At 72.8% G+C, this 20,981-nt stretch carries 13 protein-coding genes; 8 read left to right on the top strand and 5 right to left on the bottom strand.

Annotated elements, in window-relative coordinates; all coding sequences use genetic code 11:
• Positions 1-5 precede the first annotated feature (5 nt).
• Together AC0693_RS14980 and AC0693_RS14985 are read left to right on the top strand one after the other, a co-directional pair.
• Entirely contained in the window at positions 6-179 is a 174-nt protein-coding gene (locus AC0693_RS14980; protein ID WP_356413494.1) for a CsbD family protein, read from the top strand.
• Positions 180-368: 189 nt separating this feature from the next.
• Positions 369-1,733: an NAD(P)/FAD-dependent oxidoreductase gene (locus AC0693_RS14985; protein ID WP_469317205.1), complete on the top strand. Its 1,365-nt coding sequence runs from the start codon at positions 369-371 to the stop codon at positions 1,731-1,733.
• A gap of 161 nt (positions 1,734-1,894) precedes the next feature.
• Here the strand turns inward: AC0693_RS14985 and AC0693_RS14990 are convergent, their stop codons facing one another.
• Complete coding sequence (locus AC0693_RS14990; protein ID WP_356413491.1) at positions 1,895-2,140, bottom strand: protealysin inhibitor emfourin; 246 nt, start codon at positions 2,138-2,140, stop codon at positions 1,895-1,897.
• 791 nt (positions 2,141-2,931) lie between these two features.
• Here AC0693_RS14990 and AC0693_RS14995 point away from each other — a divergent pair.
• The 4 genes from AC0693_RS14995 (at position 2,932) to AC0693_RS15010 (ending at position 10,320) form a co-directional block, all read left to right on the top strand.
• Entirely contained in the window at positions 2,932-4,425 is a 1,494-nt protein-coding gene (locus tag AC0693_RS14995) for a DUF11 domain-containing protein (protein WP_478802021.1), read from the top strand.
• A gap of 137 nt (positions 4,426-4,562) precedes the next feature.
• Positions 4,563-6,710 carry a hypothetical protein gene (locus tag AC0693_RS15000; protein ID WP_478802022.1) on the top strand — a complete coding sequence of 716 codons (2,148 nt, stop codon included), beginning with the start codon at positions 4,563-4,565 and terminating at the stop codon, positions 6,708-6,710.
• A 107-nt stretch (positions 6,711-6,817) separates the two neighbouring features.
• On the top strand, positions 6,818-8,908 hold the full coding sequence (locus AC0693_RS15005) for a DUF11 domain-containing protein (protein WP_478802023.1): 2,091 nt from the start codon (positions 6,818-6,820) through the stop codon (positions 8,906-8,908).
• Between the two features lie 158 nt (positions 8,909-9,066).
• Positions 9,067-10,320, top strand: coding sequence for a serine hydrolase domain-containing protein (locus AC0693_RS15010; protein ID WP_478802024.1), 1,254 nt, complete (start codon positions 9,067-9,069; stop codon positions 10,318-10,320).
• 35 nt (positions 10,321-10,355) lie between these two features.
• Here the strand turns inward: AC0693_RS15010 and AC0693_RS15015 are convergent, their stop codons facing one another.
• The 3 genes from AC0693_RS15015 to AC0693_RS15025 all read right to left on the bottom strand — a co-directional run bounded on the left by AC0693_RS15015 (position 10,356) and on the right by AC0693_RS15025 (position 15,610).
• Positions 10,356-11,360, bottom strand: a complete 1,005-nt coding sequence (locus AC0693_RS15015; protein WP_478802025.1) for a BtrH N-terminal domain-containing protein — start codon at positions 11,358-11,360, stop codon at positions 10,356-10,358.
• Between the two features lie 75 nt (positions 11,361-11,435).
• Positions 11,436-12,566, bottom strand: a complete 1,131-nt coding sequence (locus AC0693_RS15020; protein WP_478802026.1) for a glycoside hydrolase family 12 protein — start codon at positions 12,564-12,566, stop codon at positions 11,436-11,438.
• 116 nt (positions 12,567-12,682) lie between these two features.
• Positions 12,683-15,610: a glycoside hydrolase family 48 protein gene (locus AC0693_RS15025; RefSeq protein WP_478802027.1), complete on the bottom strand. Its 2,928-nt coding sequence runs from the start codon at positions 15,608-15,610 to the stop codon at positions 12,683-12,685.
• A gap of 628 nt (positions 15,611-16,238) precedes the next feature.
• On the opposite strand from AC0693_RS15025, the gene AC0693_RS15030 reads away from it, so the two are divergent.
• Entirely contained in the window at positions 16,239-17,975 is a 1,737-nt protein-coding gene (locus AC0693_RS15030; protein ID WP_478802028.1) for a glycoside hydrolase family 6 protein, read from the top strand.
• A 155-nt stretch (positions 17,976-18,130) separates the two neighbouring features.
• Here AC0693_RS15030 and AC0693_RS15035 read toward each other — a convergent pair whose 3' ends face one another.
• On the bottom strand, positions 18,131-19,174 hold the full coding sequence (locus AC0693_RS15035; RefSeq protein WP_469317214.1) for a LacI family DNA-binding transcriptional regulator: 1,044 nt from the start codon (positions 19,172-19,174) through the stop codon (positions 18,131-18,133).
• 382 nt (positions 19,175-19,556) lie between these two features.
• Between AC0693_RS15035 and AC0693_RS15040 the strand changes: the two genes are divergently transcribed.
• A complete protein-coding gene (locus tag AC0693_RS15040) occupies positions 19,557-20,906 on the top strand; it encodes an ABC transporter substrate-binding protein (protein ID WP_478802029.1) in 1,350 nt (449 codons plus the stop codon).
• Positions 20,907-20,981: the final 75 nt, after the last annotated feature.

Here is a 20,981-nt window from a genome sequence, read left to right on the forward strand (position 1 = left end):
GAGCAGTGTCGGGTGAGCAGAAGTCCGAAGCCAAGACCGAGCAGGCCAAGGGCAAGATCAAGGAAGTCGCCGGACGCACCGTCGGGAACGAACGGCTGGAGGCGGAGGGCCGCGGCGAGCAGGCCAAGGGTGACGCCCGGGAGGCCAAGGAGAAGATCAAGGACGTCTTCAAGGACTGAACGACCTCACGCGCCGGCGGGGCGGGGGCCGAACCGCATGACGGTTCGGCCCCCGCCCCGTCCGCGTGCGCGGAGGGTTCCCCGATGACGGAAGGGCGCGATCCGGCCGCCGTTCCCGCCGGAGGTGCACACGCCGTCTCAGCGGGCAGGCGTCAGGTGACCGGACGGCCCAGAGAAAGGACGGAAACCGTGGCGCGACCGAGGATCCTCGTGGTGGGCGCAGGCTTCGCAGGCGTGGAGTGCGTCCGGCGCCTGGAACGCAGGCTGTCCCCCGACGAAGCCGACATCTCCGTGATCACACCGAACTCCTACCAGCTCTACCTCCCCCTGCTCCCCCAGGTCGCCTCGGGCGTCCTGACGCCGCAGTCCGTCGCCGTCTCGCTGCGCCGCAGCAGCCGCCACCGCACCCGGATCATCCCCGGGACGGCGATCGGCGTGGACACGCGGGCCAAGGTCTGCATCGTTCGCAAGATCACGGGCGAGGTGACCGACGAGGCGTACGACCACCTCGTACTGGCGCCCGGCAGCGTCACCCGCACCTTCGACATCCCGGGCCTCCTGGAACACGGGCGGGGCATGAAGACCCTGGCCGAGGCCGCGTACCTGCGGGACCACGTCATCGCGCAGCTCGACCTCGCGGACGCCAGCCAGGACGAGGCGGAACGGGCCGCGCGGCTGTGCTTCATCGTGGTCGGCGGCGGCTACGCGGGCACCGAGACGGCGGCCTGCCTCCAGCGGCTCACCGACCACGCCGTCAAGCGCTACCCCCGGCTGGACCGCCGGCAGATCAGCTGGCACCTGCTGGACATGGCGCCCAAGCTGATGCCCGAGCTGGGTGACTCGCTGGGGCGCACGGCCCTCGACATCCTGCGCCGCCGCGGCATCCAGGTGTCGCTGGGCGTGAGCGTCGCCAAGGCGGGACCGGACGAGGTGACGCTGACCGACGGCCGCGTCCTGCCGAGCCGGACCCTCATCTGGACGGCGGGGGTCGCCGCGAGCCCGCTCATCGCCACGATGGACGCCGAGACCGAGCGGGGGCGCCTGGTGGTGACCCCGCAGATGACGGTGCCGGACGCTCCGGGCGTCTTCGCGCTGGGGGACGCGGCGGCCGTGCCCGACCTCGCCAAGGGCGGCGACGGCGCGATCTGCCCGCCGACCGCCCAGCACGCCCTGCGCCAGGGGCGCACGCTGGCCGAGAACGTGATCGCATCGCTGCGCGGGGCGCCGCTGCGGCCCTACGTGCACAAGGACCTCGGTCTGGTGGTCGACCTCGGAGGCACCGACGCCGTGTCCAAGCCGCTGGGCATCCCCCTGCGCGGGCTGCCCGCCCAGGCGGTGGCCCGCGGGTACCACTGGTCGGCCCTGCGCACGAACGTGGCCAAGACCCGGGTCATGACCAACTGGCTGCTCAACGCCGCCGCCGGGGACGACTTCGTGCGGACGGGCTTCCAGTCGTCGAGGCCGCCGACGCTGCGGGAGTTCGAGGACACCGACGCCTACCTGACCCCCGAGCAGGTGCGCGAGCACACGCGGGCCTTGCGCGCCGTGGGGTGAGCCGGCCGGTATCCGGGGCGAGCGCACGTACGCGACGGGGCCCGGCCGGGGGTGCATCACCCGGCCGGGCCCCGTCGCGTACGGATTCCGTGGACGGTCGAGCGGTGACCGACGGTTGACCGGCGGAGTCGCGCCCGGTGCGGATCGGGCGCGGGCCGCTGTCAGGCCTCTTCGGCGAGGACCGCGCGGATCAGCTTGCGCTGGTCGGCGGTCAGACCGTTCTCGTCGACGTCGAGCACCTGCCCGTCGACCGTGATGCGGTAGTGGAACCCGTCCGCCACCGGCTGCGGAAGGACGCGCCGGGCGAGCCCTTCCCACTCGGCGGCGTCGGGCCGGGCGGAGGTGTCGACCGCCCGCTCCTTCTTCACGGCGGCGAAACCCCCTGAGCGAGTGACCGTTATCAGCATGATCGTTCCCTTCGCGGGCTGGATCTTCTTCCCCCGCGGACCCGGTGCGGGACCGCCTTTCGGCGGCGGTCGGGCGCCGCGCGGCCGTGGATCCGCCTGCCCCGGAACCGGCGGCCCTCCCCGCCGGGTGGACCGGTGGCGCACAAGAGGGCCTGAATCCGTCCGTGCCTGGCCGACGGGCGACGGGTGGACGGCGGCGGGCGCGAGCGCGGTGCGGGCGCGGGTCGGGTGTCCGTGCATGGGGACGTCGGCGCCGGGTATCCGCAGCGTGCCTGCCGGGCGGGGTGCGCGGGGGCGCCGTCCCCGGCGGCCGGGCACCGGCCACGACCGCCCCCGCCCGCACACGAGCAGCAGAGGAGCAGTCGCCATGGGCACACCTCCCACCGACCCGGTTCCGCCCCAGCCCACGCCCTCCCCGGGGCCGGGTCCCGGCCCCGCACCCGGGCCGCTTCCCGGTCCGGTCCCCGCGCCGGGTCCCGATCCCGTACCTCCCGCCCCGCCGCAGCCGGAGCCCGACCCGCCCGCCCCGGTCCCCGTACCGGAGCCGGGGCCGCACCCCGGCCCGCTGCCCGGCCCGGTACCGGCGCCTGCCCCGGTCACGTAGCGCCGTGACGGGCCCGCGGATCCGGACAGCGGTGGGCCCGCCAGGCGGGACCTACGACCGAGGGGCTGAATTCGATCACCCATTGGCCACAAATGATCACGAAGGGTGCTCCATTTTCCGTATTTGTGTGAATAGCTGACCGCAACCGCTCCACCCCTGGGGAGTCGGCATCTCCGGAGGGCGAGCGATGCGACGTGTCTGCGACAACCGGCCCGGCCGCGGCCCGTACGGACGGGCCGCGGCCGCGGTCTGCACGGCGGCCGCCGTCTGGTTCCTGCCCGTGACGCCCGCGCTCGCGGCCGCGACCCCGGCCGCGACCGAGCCGTCCCCGGCGGCGCCGCCCGCGCCGACCGCCGCACCGGCACCGGTGGAGCAGGCGGCCCCCGCGCCCGCTCCCGCCGCCGTCCCCGCGGACCCGTCCGCCCGGCCCGCCCCGGGCGCACGGCACTCCGCAGGCCGGGGCGGGGCCCGTACGCCCGCCGGTCCGGCCGCCGCCGTCCCCGCGACGGACGCGGACCCCGCCCCCGCGACGGAGCGGGGTCCTGGCCTCACGACGGAGCCGGGAGCCGACCTCGCCGTGTCGGGTGTCCTGCGGCCAGCCGTCTCCGGCCCCCGGGACCGCCGGGAGGGCGCCGGCCCGGCGGGGCGGGAGACGTTCGACTACATCGTGACGGTGACCAACCGCGGCCCTTCCACCGCCCGGCAGGTCCGCGTGACCGACCGGCTGCCCGCCTCCCTGGAGTTCGTCTCCTCCCGCGACGGCTGCACCGCGAGCGGTACGACGGCCGTGTGCGGGCCGCTGGCGACGCTGGCGCCGGGCGGGACCCACGCGTGGATGATCACCGTACGGCTGGCCCCCGGCTACGAGGGGGACGGCTCCGACATCGTCAACGAGGCGGTCGTCGACGCGGCGACCCCGGACCCCGACGCCCGCAACAACACGGCTTCGCTGACGGGCCTGGACGTTCCGCCCGACGTCCGCACCGCCGACCTGTCGCTCCGCAAGACGGCGGTGCTCGCACGGGGACGGGAACACGTCAGGCCGGGCGAGACCTTCTCGTACCTCATCTCCGTGCACAACCACGGCCCCGGCACCGCGCGTCAGGTCGAGGTCACCGACCGGCTGCCCGCCTCGCTGACCCTGCTCTCCTCGCCCGACGGCTGCGCGACCGCGCCGGGGGCGGACCGGATGGTGGTGTGCCCGCCCCGGGAGCGCCTGGCGGCCGGCGCGACGGCGGAGTTCCGGATCACGGTGCGCGCCTCCGCCGCGGACCGGGCCAACCCCCCGGCCAGGATGTGCACACCCATCGAGAACGTCGCCCGGGTCACCAGCGCCACCTTCGACCCCGACCTGTCGGACAACGCCAACGCACCGGACACGACCGGTCCGGACGGCGGCCGGCTGTGCCTGGTCTCCGACGGGGACGAGGGGCACCACGGCGGGGACGACGGCGACGGCGACCACGGCCGCGACGACCAGCACGGCGACCACGACGACCACGGCCGCGACGACCAGCAGGGCAACCACGACCACCAGGGCCGTGAGGACCACCACGGCGGCCCCGGCGACCTCGCCGACTCCGGCGCGAAGGTCCCGCCGGGACTGCTCTGGGCCGCCGCCGCACTGGTGGCGGGCGGGGCGGGGCTGCGGACGGCCTTCCGCGCACGGCCGCGCGCCTGAGCACGGGTGCCGCCGGCACCCGTGACACACACCCGCGACACACACCCGTGGCAGCACATGCAGAGGCACCCGTAGAGGCACCCGTGGCGGCTGCCTCCGGGGGCGTCGCCGAGCGAGCAGATGAGGAACGCCCAGGTATGACACTGCCCCGCAACCGGAGCAACGGGTGGCGGCGGGCCGCCGTGGCGCTGCTGTGCGCGGCCGCCCTGGCGCCGGCCCTCGCACCCCCGGCCGCGGCCGTCCCCGCGGCGGCGGCCACGAGCACGGTGGACCCGCAGCGCTCCCCCGCGGCAGGACGCGGACCCCGGGCCCTCGCCTTCCCCGTGAACGAGACGTTCGACAGCTCCACCACCCTGGGCACCACCAGCGGCAACGCGAGCGCCACCGGCACCGGCTGGCTGCGGCTGACGTCCGCCGGCACCGGTCAGGCGGGCACCTGGAAGCTGAAGGACTCCTTCCCCTCCACCCTCGGCTTCATTGCCGAGTTCAGCTACGCCACCTACGGCGGAACCGCCTTCGAGGGCAAGCGGGGTGACGGGCTGTCGTTCTACCTGACCGACGGCGCCGCGGCCGACGGGGCCGGCCCCTCCGGGGGCAGCCTCGGGTACGCCTGCACGGGTCCGCTGGCCTCCCGGTGCTCGGCCTCGGGCGTCCCCGGTGCCTACCTCGGCATCGGGCTGGACGAGTTCGGCAACTTCTCCTCGAACGTGGTCGGCAACGGCGGCCCGGGCGGCCAGCCCAACAAGGTGGTGGTGCGCGGCGGCGGCAGCGGGACGACGGGGTACCGCTACGCCACGTACGCGGACGGGCCGGGCGGCACCGTGGAGACCGGCAGCCGCGCCAAGGAGCGCACGGTCCGCGTCTCGCTGCTGCCCAGCGGTACGAAGATGCTCTTGTCCGTGTGGTCCGACAGCGGCCCGGGGACCGCCCTGACCCGGCTCATCAGCGACTACGACATCACCGGCATCGCCAACCAGCCGAAGCTGCCCGCCACCCTCAAGGTCGGGTTCTCCGCGAGCACCGGCGGCGCCACCAACGTGCACGAGATCGACGACCTCAAGATCAACGTGCCGGCCGACCTGAGCATCACCAAATCGGGTTCCCCCGCGAGCGTGCCCGCGGGCGGCGGACCGGTGACGTACACCCTCGTCGTCTCCAACAGCCAGGCCAACGAGGTCACCGGCGCCCTCGTGCGCGACACCGTCCCCGGCCTGACCGACGTGACCTGGAGCTGCGCCGCCGGGACCGGCGGGACCTGCGGGCGGGCCTTTGGCAGTGGCAGCACGCTGGACACGACGGCCGACTTCCAGCGGGGCGGCTCCGTGACCTACACGGTCACCGGTACCGCCCCCGCCCAGCCCGCGATCCTGGCCAACACGGCGACCGTCACCGCCCCGGCCGACCGGACGGACACCAACCCCGCCGACAACAGCGCCACCGCGGCCGACACGGTGGTGACCGCGCGCGCCGACGTGGCGGTGGAGAAGGAGGGGCTCGGGCCGGGGCCGGTGGTCCCGGGCCAGGAGTTCGAGTACCGGATCACCGCGCGCAACCTGGGTCCCTCCCACACCACGTCCGTGCGGGTCGCCGACACGCTCCCCGGCCCGCTCCGGTTCGTCTCCTCCTCCGACGGGTGCACGGCGTCGGGGCAGGAGCTGTCCTGTCCGGTCCGCGCCGCGCTCAACGCCGGTACGAGCACCTCGTGGACCGTGCGCGTACGGCTGGACCCGGCCTACCAGGGCGACGGCGCCGACCTCGGGAACGTCGCGACGGTCCAGCACGCGGTCACCGACCCGAAGCCCGCCAACAACACGAGCGCGGCCGCCGCCCCGCCCGGCGGCACCGCGGCGGCCCGGGCCGACCTCTCGCTGGTCAAGGCCGCCGGGAGCGGTGCTCCCGTCGCGCCCGGCGAGAGCTTCACCTACACGGTGACCGTGTCCAACGCCGGTCCCTCCGTGGCCCGTCAGGTCTCCGTCGGCGACCCGCTCCCGGCGGCGCTCGCGTTCGTCTCCTCGGCCGGGGGCTGCTCCGCCGTCGGCCGGAGCGTCACCTGCGGCACGGTGGCGGCGCTGGCCCCGGGCGCGACCCGCTCGTGGACCTTCACCGTGCGCCTCGACGCCGCGTACAGCGGTGACGGCACGACCCTGCGGAACACCGCGACCGCCCGCGCGGACACCGCCGACCCCGACCCGCTCGACAACAGCGGCTCCGACGGCGTGCCCGGCGGGCGGACCCGCCCGCCGAGCGCCGACATCGAGCTGTCCAAGCGGGCCACGGCCGGCTGACGGGCTCCCGGGGCCCGCTCCGCCTCAGCCCGTCCCACCCGGCACCCCCCTCACTCCCGTACAGCGCTCTGTACGGTCCTCTCCGCACGAAACGGAAACGATGCGCGATGACGACGACACCAGGCCGGCGGCCCGCGGTGTGGGCCCCGGCCCTGCTGCTCTGCGCCGCGGCCCTGTGGACCGGACCGGTCCCCACGGCCGCCGCCCTGCCCGGCACAGGGCACACGGTCGAGGTGACGACACAGCGTGCCAAGGCCCCCGGTGATCTGATCACCTACACGCTGACCGCGAAGAACAAGGGCCCGTCGGTGGCCCGCAACGTCACCGCGACGGACCGGCTCCCCGCCGGGATCTCGTTCGTGGACTCCTCGGACGGCTGCACCGCCGTGGGCCAGACCGTCACCTGCGGTCCCGAGCCCCAGCTGGCGGCCAACCAGACCAAGAGCTGGAGCTTCCAGGCCCGGTTGAGTCCCTCGTACCAGGGCGACGGTTCGGACCTCGGGAACAGCGCCACGGGCACCTCGGACGCCACCGACCCCGATCCCGGGAACAACAAGCCGGACCCGGTGCTGCCCCCGGGGCCGTTCGGCCCCGTCTCGGACCTGGCCACCGTCAAGACCCCGCTGGGCACCGGGCCGACCGTGCCGGGCCAGGAGTACGAGTACGAGGTCCGTACGACCAACAAGGGTCCCTCCGACGCGCGCAACGTCAAGGTGACGGACACCCTGCCCGCCGGACTGACCTTCGTCTCCTCGGCGGACCCCTGCACGGTGTCCGGCCGGACCGTCACCTGCGGTCCGCTGGCCCGGCTCGTCCCCGGCGCCGAAGTGGTGTGGACCTTCAAGGTGAAGCTGGACGCCGCCTACGCCGACGACGGCAGCGACCTGCGCAACACCGCGACCTCCTCCTCCGCCTCGAAGGACCCGGAGCCCGCCGACAACACCTCCCACGCGGTGCTGCCCCCGGGCGGCGTCACCGCCCCGCAGGCCGACGTGTGGACGACGAAGCGGCCGGCCACCGACACCCCGATCGCCCCCGGGCAGACCTTCGCGTACGTGGTGAGCGCCCACAACGACGGCCCGTCCCGTGCGGTCGGCACCAGCATCACCGACAAACTGCCCGCGCACCTCGCCTTCGTCTCCTCGCCCGACGGCTGCTCGGCCAGCGACGGTACGGTCACCTGCGGGCCCGCGGCCGTCCTGGAACCGGCGGCGTCGCGGACCTGGCGGTTCACCGTCCGCCTGGACAGCGGCTACACCGGCGACGGCTCCGACATCCGCAACACGGCGACCGCCACCTCCCGCACCAAGGACCCCCGGCCGGAGAACAACACGAGCAGCGCGGCGGGCCTGCCCGGCAGCACCGTCAACAAGCCGACCGCGGACCTGGCGGTGACGAAGGAGGCCCTCGGCACCAGGCCGCCGGTGCCGGGTGAGAGCTTCTCCTACCGGATCCGGGTCACCAACAACGGCCCCTCGGCCGACGCGTTCAACGTCAAGCTCGGCGACGACCTCCCCGAGGGCCTGTCGTACGTGTCGTCCTCCCCCGCCGGATGCACCGTCGCCGGGCACCTGGTGTCCTGCAAGCGCACCAGCCCGCTCAAGGTCGGCGAGACGGTCGAGTACCTGCTCACCGTCAAGGTGGATCCCGCCTACAGCGGCGACGGCAGCGACCTGAAGAACACCGCCCGGGTGACGGCCGACAACATCGACCCCGCGAGCGAGAACGACTCGAGCACCGCGACCGTCCCCGGCGGTCACGTCGCCGATCCGGCCGCCGATCTCGCCCTCACCAAGAGGCCCGTCCAGAACTCCCCCGTGGCGCCGGGCGAAACCTTCGACTACGCCCTGACCGTCACCAACAACGGCCCCTCACAGGCCGAGCAGATCACGGTCTCCGACACGCTGCCGACGGCACTGAGCTTCGTCTCGGGCGACGCCACCTGCACCTCCGGACGGACCGTCACCTGCGGCGCGCTGCCACGGCTCGCGCCCGGTGCGTCGATGACCTGGGTGATCAAGGTGAAGCTGGATCCGGAGTACACCGGTGACGGCTCGGACATCCGCAACACCGCCACCGTCGACGCCCTGACGCACGACCCGCACACCGGCAACAACACGAGCACCGCCGCCGGCCCGCCCGGAGGCAGGGTCAAGGACCCGACCGCGGACCTGGAGGTGGGCAAGACGACCCCCTGACCCGCCCGCGCACCCGTCCCGCACCGCAACCGCACGGCGACTCGCCGCGCGGCCGGTGCGGGGCGGGCCTACGGTGGTGGAGCCGGCTCTTCACCCGGGCCACCGCTCGTGCCCGGATCACCGGACGCAACGGGTCCTCGAACGAAGGAGACCATGCGGTGAAGCCAACCCACCTCCGGCTGCGCCGGGCCTGCACGGCCGCCGCCGTGACCGGCGCACTCGTCCTCCCGGCGGCCGCCGGGACGGCGTACGGCGCGACCGCCCCGCCGCCTTCCCCTTCGGCCACCGCCCCCTCGGACTCCACCGCCCCGCCCTCCCCCGACGCGGGCGGCCACTTCCCGCAGCTCACCCCGGCCGTCGCCGCGCGACTGGACGCGGCCGTGCGCGAGGTCATGCGCGAAACCGGCGTACCGGGCGCGACGGTGGGGCTGTGGGCCCCCGGCAAGGGCGCGTACGTACGGACCTTCGGCGTGGCGGACAAGGCGACCGGCGCACCGATGAAGAGCGACCTCCACGTGCGCCTCGGCAGCGAGACCAAGACGTTCACGGTCACCGCCCTCCTCCAGCTGGTCGACCAGAAGAAGATCGGCCTGGACGATCCCATCGGCGACTACGTCACCGGCGTTCCGAACGGCGACCGCATCACCTTGCGCGAACTCGCGGGCATGCGCAGCGGGTTGTTCAACTACACCCTGGACCCGGACTTCCTCAAGAAGCTCGAGGGGGATCCGGGGCAGTCGTTCGTCCCGCAGCAGCTGCTCGACTACTCCTTCAGACACCCCGTGCAGTTCGCGCCGGACCAGAAGTTCGACTACTGCAACACGAACCTGATCCTGCTCGGCCTGGTGGTGGAGAAGGTCACCGGCAGACCGCTCCACGACGTCATCGCGCGGGACGTCATCGCGCCCGCCGGTCTGCGCGGCACGTTCTTCCCCACCGGTGCGCAGCTCCCGGATCCGCACGCGCACGGGTACACGGACCAGACCGCCTCGGGGCGGCTCGAGGACGCGACCGACTGGAACCCCAGCTGGGGGTGGGCGGCCGGAGCGATGACCTCCGACCTCCAGGACCTGCGCAGGTGGGCCCCGATCCTCGCCACCGGCACCCTGCTGACGCCGGCGACCCAGGCCGAGCGCCTGAAGACGACCCCGATGGACCTGCCGGGCACGGGGTACGGGCTGGGAATCTTCAACGTGCAAGGCTGGCTCGGCCACAACGGCTCGCTGCCAGGCTACGAGAGCCTGACCGTCTACCTGCCGCAGGAGCGGGCGACGATGGTCATCCTGCTCAACACCGATGTCGTCCACGACGGCCAGGAGCCGAGCACGCTCTTCGGCCAGGCGGTCACCGAGATCGTGACCCCGGGCCACGTGTACCCCATCCACAGACCGCTGGTCCCCCGGCCCGGCTGAGGCCGTGGCCGAACCGGGGCGGGACCCCCGGGACGCTACTTCTGCAGCGCGTCGACCGCCCGGCCCTCCAGCTCCAGGCAGCGGTCCACGCGCTGCGCGCACGCCTCGAAGAGCGCGCGGCGCCCCTCGGCGCCGGCGTCCGCGTCGGCGTCCCGGGCCAGAGCGGCCAGCTCCGACCAGTGGCGGCCGGATTCACGGAAGAGTCCGGCCGCCTCGGAGCGCCCGACCAGGTCGAGGAAGTCCGCGTACAGCGGCCGGGTCGCGCCCGGCGCGGTCCACTCCTCCTCCAGGCAGCGGTACAGCCGCCCGGTCGCGGTGCGGAAGGCCTCGGGGGAGCCGCCGAAGCGCTGCTCCCAGCCCGCCGCGGTGGTCCCGTCGCGCAGCTCCGCGGCGAACTTCTGCATGCCGGTGAAACCGAAGTTCACGTCGAACTGGTTGCCCAGCACCAGGCCGGTGAGGTGGGTGACGGTGGAGACGATCGCCCCTTCGACGTCCGGTTCGCCCTCGGGCGGACCGGTGGGCACGACCAGCTGGTGGCGGCCGCCCCGGTGGGCCGTCCAAGCCGCGCCGAACTCCTCGCGGTCGATCCGGTACGGGGTTTCGGCGCCGTCCTCGATCAGCAGGTCGTCGCCGTCGTACCCGGCGATGACCACGGTGTACGGGTCGGCGCCGGTCTTCTCGGCGTCGGGGTCGCTCTCGTGCCACGGCAGGGAGGAGCGGTCGACGACGCAGAAGGCGGGCTGCCCCTCGTCGAGCGCGGCGCGGACCCGGCCCCAGCGGGGCTTCATCGCGCGCGTGGCGTCGTACGGCACTCCCAGCCGGCCGAGCGCGACCTGTACCCAGGGCTCGGGGTAGGCCTGGGCGACGAGGGTGGGCAGGGGCGCACGGCCCTCGTACGCGAAGACGAAGTACATGAAGCCGATCCCCCCGGCGAGGCCCGCGACGAGTTCCTCGTCGTGGGCGCTGCCCAGGGCGTGCCGGATCAGGGAGGCTTCCCGATGGCGTCCGGTACCGAAGTCTTCGTACACGAGCACAGTCATGCGACCAGCCTAGCCGCGTCCCGGGGCGGGCCCGACCGGCCGTCGTTGGCCGGGCCGCGGGCGGGACCGGCGGGGTCACGCGGTGGTGCAGGCGGTCCCGTTCAGGCTGAAGCCGACGGGCTTGGCGAAGGCGCCGGCGTAGGTGCCCTGGAACCCGAAGGACGTCCGCCCGCCGGCGGGGATCTCCGCGTTGTGGCCCGCGGGGGTGGCGGTGAGGGCTCCCGAGGAGGGCGAGACGCCCGCGTTCCAGGCCTGGGTGATCTGCTGCCCGGAGGGGAGGGTGAAGGCGAGCTTCCAGTCGCGGACTGCGGCGGAGCCGGTGTTGGTGACGGTGACGTCGGCGGTGAAACCGCCCGGCCAGACGTTGGTCCCGTACGCCACCGTGCAGGCCGCGCCGCCCCCGGGGCCGCCCGGGTCACCGGGGGAACCCGTGGTGACCGTCGAGGAGAAAGAGGTGACGGCGAGGCCCGCGCCGTTCTGCCACGGCTCGAAACCCGCCTGGACGCTCGTCAGGTACCAGCTGTTCTGTGCCAGCCCCCGGGAGACGGCCTGGCGGACGAAGTCCATGACGTCGAAGTTCCAGCTCGTGATCGCCGATGGCGCGACGAAGGACAGCACGTCGTTGGTCCCGTTGTTGCCGGACCACACCTCCCACTGGCGGCCCGACACGGTGGCGGAGCCGGCCCGTGAGCCGACGGGCTGGACCGGTCCTACCCGGTTGAACCACACCATGATCTCGGTGCGGTTCACCCCGTCGGTGCGGGGCGCGGGGTCGAGCCAGATGTCGTAGGCCGCGTCGTAGGCCCCCTCGTTCACATAGCCGTACGAGATGGCGGTGGGCGCGGCCGCGATGCCGTCGAGCCGGGCGGGGAGGCGGGTGCCGGGCGAACAGGTGGTGTAGTGGCAGCCGTTGAAGACGGACGGGTAGGACTTCGGGGCGCCGTTCGTCGGGACCGATCCGTCGGCCCGGGTGATCCGGAAACCGGTGTCGGTGACGGCGACGCACTGGCTCTCGCCGGTGCCCCAGCGGTTGTTCTGGACGACGTAGCGGCCCTGGATCGTCGTCGTTGCGTAGGCCTCGCAGAGCGTCGTGTCGGCCTGCGCGGCCGACGTGGCGCTCAGCAGCGCGGCCAGTGAGAGGAGTGCGGTGAGCAGGGCGCCCAGCAGGGCCGGTGTTCTGCGGGCACGGCGGGGATGAGGCGGCATGGCGATCCTCTTCGGGGTGGGGGGAGTGGTCCTCGCCGACGCGCGGGGGCCGGGCAGGACTCGCGGCCTGCCCGGCCCCCTTCGTACGCGTCGCTGTCTCAGGGCGGGGCGGGCTGTTATTCGAGCAGTTCCGCGTACGAGCCCATGGCCAGGGCGATGTCCGCCTGGGCCCAGAACCGGTGGTAGCTGAAGACGGGCGCGGCGCCGCCCGCGAGGTAGGCCTCGACCTTCGGCCAGGCCGGGTCGTTCTTGTAGAAGCCGCGGATCGAGGCGAAGGTGGACGAGGAGTTCACCGCGTCGCCGTTCGGCATCTTTCCGGTCCACGTGCTCGGCACGTACACCGGGTCGTTGAAGCGCTTGTAGTCGGTCCGGGTCTCCGGGACGGAGAGGCCCAGCGGGTCCTGGTGGTGCGCCCACATGCCGTCGAGCAGGGCCTTGGCGACCCGCTTGGCCTCGGCGTTGCCGGACTTGGCGGCGTAGTAGGTCAGGGTCTTGGCGTAGGCGGCGGCCACGCCCACGTCGTCGGTGTAGTCGGCCACCGTGACGTGCAGGCCCGCGTTGGCGCCGGGAGCCGAGGCGTTCCAGGTGTCGGGCGCGCCGGACCACTGGAGGGTGGAGGGGATGCGGTAGGTGCCGTCCGGGTTGATCGTGGTCTTCGACAGGGCCCAGCCGACCCACTTGTCGAGCACGGTCTTGGCGGCCGGGTCGCCGGTCTGCCGGTAGAGCTCGGCGACCCGCTCCATCGACCAGGCCTGGAAGCCGAACCACTGGTTCGACGGCGGGTCCTGGTAGACCGGCTTCTCGTCGTAGAAGAGGCCGTGGAAGGTGGGGGTCCCGGCCGGGGGCTGCGCGTAGCGGCCCTGCCAGCTGTTGGTGGCGCCGCCCGCGATGGCGCCCTCGTCGGACTGGAGCCAGCGGTAGAACTCCAGCTGCCGGTCGAGGCTGGTCGCCCAGTCCGCGGCGCCCGTCGTCGACTTGGGCTTCAGCGGGGCGTACTCACTGAGCGCGTAGGCCGCGAGGGGGTTCTGGTAGCCGCTGTGCGCGTGGCTGGAGCCGATGCGCCAGGACCAGCCGGCCGAGGTGTCGGTGGCGCCGCCCCAGGCGTAGTACCAGGACATCAGGTAGTGCGCGCTGTCCTTGCCGCTGCCCGCGGGGCACACGGTCGGGCCGACGCAGTTGCCGGCCTTCTTGAAGTACTTGTCGAACATGGAGTACCGCAGGTAGTCGCCCATCTTGGCCGCCTTGGAGACGGTCGCGGTGACCTGGGTCCCCTTGCCCTGCTCCTTGGCCCAGACGTCGGCCCAGTAGGCGGCCTGGATGGCCCGCGCGTCGGCGTCGGGGGCGTCGGTGAACTTCCACTGCTTGGCGTAGGAGGCGTCCCCGGTGAAGAGGTCGAGGTAGCCGTTCTTGCCGCCGTAGGAGAAGTTGTCGCAGGTGGGGTGCGGGACGGTCTCCCAGACCGATTCCTGCGGGCCGCGCTGGAAGGTGTTGATGTAGGAGGGTCCGGTCGCGGTGGGTCCGGCGGAGCACTTGCCGGGCTCGTTGCCGTAGCCGTATACGTTGTCGACGTCCTGGAGCCAGTGCATGCCGTAGATGTCGTCCGTGCCGTACGCGCCCTTCAGCTCACCGGCGATCGGGTCGGCGCCGGCGGCGACTCCCCCGTCGAGCTTGGCCGGGTACTGCGAGGGAAGGTCGTGCTCGGGGGCGTAGGTGGCGGGCTTGGAGGCGTTGTAGGAGCCGGTCGTGGGCTGGTCGGCGTGGGTGGGGATCATGAATTTCTCCATGGTCTCCCAGGCACCGTTGAACTTGGTCCAGTCGCCGGTGACCTTTCCGTACATCGCCTGGAGCCAGATCAGGTAGCTGTACGCCTCCGAGGTCGTCTCGTGCCCCTGGTCGGGGGCCTCCACGATCAGTGTCTCCACGGAGTGGTACGGGATGCCCTCGGGCGAGAAGTAGCCGTTGGCCGGGTTGGTGATCTTCCCGTGGAGGTCCAGGAAGCGGGCTTCGTAGGTGGAGTCGGCGGCCAGCTCGGCCACCGTCACCTCGGCCTTCGCGTGGCCGGGGGCGGTCACGGTGAAGACGGCCGAGCCGCTCCCGGTCGTCCCGGCGGTGACGGTCACCTTCTGGGCCGTGTTCCAGTTCGCCGGGGTGAAGGTGAGCGCGGCGGGCGCGGCGGCGAGGTCGGTGTTGCCCGAGGTGCGGGCGACGCCCACCGCGACGTTCGCGGCCGGCTGCTTGGAGAGCTTCACGTCGAAGGTGCCCGTCGCCCCGCGCCGTACGGAGAGCTGAACGGGCGCGGCGATGATCGCGGGGCCGGCGGCGACGGTGATGCCCACGGGCGCCGACTCGGCGGAGGCCCCGAGGGTGTCGTAGGCCTTGGCGTAGAGGGAGTGGGCACCGGCGGCCAGACCGGCGGCGTCCAGGGTGAAGGGGGCGGCGGTGTCGGTGCCCAGGAGCGTGGTGCCGCTGTAGAACTCGACCTTCCCGACGGTGGCGCCGTCGGCCGCCGCGGCGGTGGCGGCGAGCGGCACGGGCGTGCCCGCCGTGTAGACGGCGCCGGGTGCGGGGCTGGTCAGGACGGCGACCGGGGGCTGGTGGGCGCCGGTGCAGGGGGTGCCGTTGACGGCGAAGGCGGTCGGGGCGGCATTGGTCCCGCTGTAGTTGAACTGCGCTCCGGCGGTGACGGCCGCGCCGGCGGCCACCGTCCTGTTCCAGTCCGCCGCCGTGACGCTGACCCTCTTGCCGGACTGGGACCAGGTTCCGTTCCAGCCGTTGGTGAGCTGCTGGTTGCCCGCGTAGTCGTAGGTCAGCGTCCAGCCGTTCAGCGCGGTGGCGGAACGGTTGGTGAGGGTGAGCTCGGCGGTGAAGCCCGAGCCCCAGTCGTTGATCGGCTTGTAGTCGACGCTGCACTGCACGGCGGCGGCCGCGGCGGGGGTGGCACCGATGGCGGTGAAGCCGAGGGGGAGGCAGAGGGCGATGGCGGCGGCCGACGCGGTCAGCAGCCTGCGCCGTGCGTGACGAGGGGGTGGGGGAGGTGCAGACATGCGGATGGTTCTCCTCGCGGCTCGGGGAGACGGGGGGGTGAAGAACGTGTACGCACAAGCTCTGAACCAGTGGGAGCGCTCCCACTCTGACGACGTGTCGGGATGGCGTCAAGACGCGTGAAGAGTCGAAAGCATTTCGCGCGGAATTTGCTCAACCCCTCTTTTGCTTGGCGTCAGTTGACGCTACGGTCTGGCCCCAACCAGTGGGAGCGGTTCCACGGGTCGGCGCGCCAGTCAGCGCGCGACCCTGTCGCAAGGACCCGCCCATGTGACGTCCCGCGTCGTGTGGGCACACCACCCCCGCCCCCGGCCGCGCCCCGGGTTCCTCCGGTCGCGGGCGACCGGCGGGACCACCCGCGGACACGCGTTCCCGGAACGTCACGGCCGGGCCGACCCCGCGCCGCATCCGCTGCGTACGACGGCACCTCCCCGGTACGGCCGCACCGCTGCGTACGACCGCACCCTCCGCGTACGACCGCACCGCCTCCGTACGACAGACCGCACCACTGCGTACGACCGCACCGCCTCCGTACGGCCGCACCCCCGCGGCACGACGCACACCCACCGCATCCGGCACCGGGCCGCGCGACCGCCTGCGCGCGCCCTGACCTGAAAGGCACCCCCCGACATGAGCCGCACGATCCCCCGCACCGCCCTGCTGGCGGCCCTCAGTCTCGTCACGGCGGCCAGCGCCACGGCCACCGTGTTCGGTACCACCGCCGGCGCCGCCACCGCCGGCTGCAAGGTCGAGTACCAGATCGGCAACCAGTGGAACACCGGCTTCGGCGCCAACGTGATCGTCACCAACACCGGTGACCCGGTCGCCTCCTGGACCCTGGAGTGGTCCTACGCGAACGGCCAGCAGGTCACCCAGGGCTGGAACGCCGCCATCACCCAGTCCGGCGCCGCCGTGACCGCGAAGAACCTGTCCTACAACGGGTCGCTGGCCACCGGCGGTTCGACCTCCTTCGGCTTCAACGGTTCGCACACCGGCACCAACTCCGTGCCCGCGACGTTCAAGCTCAACGGGGTCACCTGCAACGGCGCCACCGACCCGACCCAGCCGCCGACCACTCCGCCCACCACGCCTCCGACGACCCCGCCGCCGACGGGCGGCAAGGCCGACAACCCGTACGCCGGTGCCAAGGTCTACGTGAACCCCGAATGGTCCGCCAACGCGGCGGCCGAGCCGGGCGGCGCCAAGGTCTCCAACCAGCCCACCGGCGTCTGGCTCGACCGCATCGCCTCCCTCCAGAGCGCACCCGGCCGCATGGGCCTGCGCGACCACCTGGACGCGGCCCTGAAGCAGAAGGGCAGCGGCGAACTCGTCGTCCAGCTGGTCGTCTACAACCTGCCCGGCCGCGACTGCGCCGCCCTCGCCTCCAACGGCGAGCTGGGCCCCACCGAGATCGACAAGTACAAGACCCAGTACATCGACCCGCTCGCCGCGATCCTCGCCGACTCCAAGTACGCCGGCCTGCGGATCGTCACCACCGTCGAGATCGACTCGCTGCCGAACCTGGTCACCAATGTCTCCGGCCGCCCCACCGTCACGCCCAACTGCGACGTCATGAAGGCCAACGGCAACTACATCAAGGGCGTCGGCTACGCGCTGAAGAAGCTCGGCGCGATCCCCAACGTCTACAACTACGTCGACGCCGGCCACCACGGCTGGCTCGGCTGGGACGACAACATGGGCGCCTCCGCGGAGATGTTCAAGCAGGCGGCCACCGCCGAGGGCTCCACGCTCGCCAACGTGCACGGCTTCATCGTGAACACCGCCAACTACAGCGCCCTGAAGGAGGACCACTTCACGATCGACGACTCCGTCAACGGCACCTCCGTGCGCCAGTCGAAGTGGGTCGACTGGAACCGCTACACGGACGAGTTGTCCTACGCCCAGGCCATGCGGTCCAAGCTGGTCTCGCTGGGCTTCGACACCAACATCGGCATGCTGATCGACACCTCCCGCAACGGCTGGGGCGGCGCCGCCCGGCCGACCGGACCCGGCGCGCTCACCAACGTGGACACCTACGTCAACGGCGGCCGCTACGACCGGCGCATCCACCTCGGCAACTGGTGCAACCAGTCGGGCGCCGGACTCGGCGAGCGGCCCAAGGCGGCTCCGGCGGCCGGCATCGACGCCTACGTGTGGATGAAGCCGCCGGGCGAGTCCGACGGGGCGAGCAAGGAGATCCCCAACAACGAGGGCAAGGGCTTCGACCGCATGTGCGACCCCACCTACACGGGCAACGCGCGCAACGGGAACAGCATGTCGGGAGCCCTCCCGAACGCCCCGCTCGCCGGGCAGTGGTTCTCCGCCCAGTTCCAGGAGCTCGTGAAGAACGCCTACCCGGCGCTCTGACCCAGCGCGGGTGAAGCACCCGGAGCCGTACGGAGCCGCCCGGCTGCGTACGGCTCCGGGCCGCGTCCCGGCCGGGGCCGCGGTCCCGTGAGGGGCTGCGGCCCGCTCGGGCCGCCGGGGTCAGGACCGGGATCAGGACCCGGGTCAGGACGGGATCAGGAGGAGTCCCGCACGATCAGTTCCGTCGGGAGGACCCGCGGCCCCTCCCCGGCCCCGGAGCCGCTCCCGGCACCGGGGGTCTCCCCGATCTGCGCGAGCAGCAGCCGGGTCATCGTGCGGCCCATCTCCTCGATCGGCTGGCGCACGCTCGTCAGCGGCGGATCCATCAGCCGGGCCACGGCCGAATCGTCGACCCCGACGAGCGCGACGTCCTCGGGCACCTTCCGCCCGGCCTCGCGCAGCACACCGCGCGCGCCGGCGGCCATCACGTCGGAGGCGGCGAAGACCGCGTCCAGGTCCGGGGCGCGCTCCAGCAGCTCGCGCATCGCCACCCGGCCGCCCTCCTCGGTGAAGTCCCCGGTCGCCACGAGCGACTCGTCGGGCGCGATGCCCGCCTCGGTGAGCCCCGCGCGGTAGCCGCCGAGGCGCGCGCGGGCCACGTACATGTCGAGCGGGCCGCTGATGGTCGCGATCCGCCCTCTCCCCCGCCCCACGAGGTGGGCGACGGCCGCGCGGCCCGCGCCGATGTTGTCGGAGTCCACGTAGTCGACGGGCTCGGCCTCGGAACGCCGGCCGTTCATGACCACCGGCAGCCCGAGCTGTCTGATCCGGTCGGGCAGCGGGTCGTCCCCGTGGACGGACGCCAGCAGGACGCCGTCGACCCGCTGGGCGGCCAGGTAGTGCTCGAAGCGCTGCCGCTCCGCCTCGGTCCGGACCAGGGTGAGGAACAGCTGCTTGTCGGCCTTGCCGAGTTCGGCGCTCACGCCGCGGATCAGGTCGAGGAAGTACGGTTCCGCGAAGAGCCGCGCCTCGGTCTCCGGGATGACGAGGGCGACCGCGTCGGTCCGGCTCCCGGCCAGGGCCCGGGCCGCCTGATTGGGTACGTAGCCCAGCTCGGCGATGGCGCGGGCGACGGCGTCCCTGGCCTGCTCGCTCACGCGCGGCGAGCCGTTGATGACCCGGGAGACCGTGCCCCGGCCGACGCCGGCCAGGGCCGCGACCTCTTCCAGGGTGGGTCTGCCGTTCTGCCGTCCGCTCACGATCCTCGAACTCCCCTCAGGCGCCGTCGCACTCCGCCCCGCCGCCGTCGCACACGTTACGCCGACCCAATCTGTGGGAGCGCTCCCACACTACCCTCGTTACGCAGGTGATGTCACGACGCGCGTTCACTACCTGACGGGTGCTTCATCCGAACACGACGGAGGGCCGGGCGCCCAGGGCCACTCTGTAATGAATTCGCGTTCATCTCTTGACACCCGCACGCGCCAGGCAGCAACCTTCCGGCAGCGATGTGGGAGCGCTCCCATTCAAGGGTGCGACAACGGCCTTCACATCGGGTCCGGGCGCGCCCTCGCCGAGCCGCGAACAGCCCGCCCGACCCCCAGGCGCACAACGAGCACCACCTTGGACGAGGAGAGTGGAATGCGCACTTCCAGCAGCAGACGCGGCCGCGGCCGCCGCACGGCGATCACCGCGGCCGTCGCCGTCGTGACCGGTGCGGCCTTGCTCACCGGTTGCGCCGACGACGGCGGCAGCAGCGACGACAGCGCGGCCGGCGGCGAGAAGATCACGCTGCGGATCGGGACCTTCGGTTCTTTCGGCTATGACAACACCACCGGGGCGAAGCTCTACGCCGAGTACGAGAAGTCCCACCCCAACATCAAGATCGAAGAGTCGAACGTCGCCGACGCCCAGAAGTACTGGGACACGCTCAAGCTGCGCCTCTCCCGAGACAGCGGTCTCGCGGACATCCAGGCCGTGGAGGTCGGCTACATAGCGGAGGCCACCGGCCCCGCCCTGGGCGGCAAGTGGACCGACCTGGCCACCACGGGCGGCGCGAACCTCGGCGCGTTCCTGGACTGGAAGGTCAAGCAGGCCACGACGGGCGACGGCAAGGTCATCGGGCTCGGCACGGACATCGGCCCCATGGCCATCTGCTACAACAAGGACCTGTTCGCCAAGGCCGGACTGCCGACCGACCGCACCGAGGTCGCCAAGCTCTGGGCGGGCGACTGGGCCAAGTTCATCGCGACCGGCGAGACGTACAAGAAGAGCGCCCCGGCGGGGACCTCCTTCCACGACTCCGCGAGCGGTCTGTTCAACGCGGTGGTCTCCAGCGAACCGGTGCAGTACGCGAACGCCAAGGGCGAGCTGGACTACGAGAACAGCCCCGGCGTGAAGAAGGCCTGGGACGCCGCCGTCGCGGCGTCGAAGGGCGAACTCACCGCGAAGCTGCGCCAGTTCGACGAGAAGGGCACCTGGAACGCGGCCTTCAAGAACTCGAAGTTCGCCACCGTGGCCTGCCCGAGCTGGATGACGGGCATCATCAAGGAGCAGGCGGGTCCGGAGAACCAGGGGAAGTGGGACATCGCCTCGCCGCCCGTACCGGGCAACTGGGGCGGCTCGTTCCTCGCCGTTCCGAAGTCCGGCAAGCACGCCAAGGAGGCGGCCGAGCTGGCCGCGTGGCTGACCGCTCCGGCGCAGCACGCCAAGGTGTTCGCCGTGAACGGCAACATCCCGTCCTCCAAGGACACGCTCAGCTCCCCGGCGGTGCAGGACGCCAAGATGCCGTACTTCGGTGACACGCCGCTCGGCCGGATCTACTCGCAGGCCGCGGTCGGCGTCACGCCCGCGCCGATCAGCCGGTGGGACGGCCAGGTGAAGACCTTCATCACGGACAACGGCCTCCTGGACATCGAGCAGCGCGGCACCGACCCGGCGAAGGCCTGGGAGAACGTGAAGAAGCTGGTCAACGACAAGATCGAGAAGTAGCGGGACCGCGCGACGGCCCGCCGCCACCGCCGCCTCCCCGCGGGTGGCGGCGGCCGCCGCGCCGTACACGGCACC

The sequence above is a fragment of the Streptomyces sp. NPDC043876 genome, from assembly GCF_056435825.1.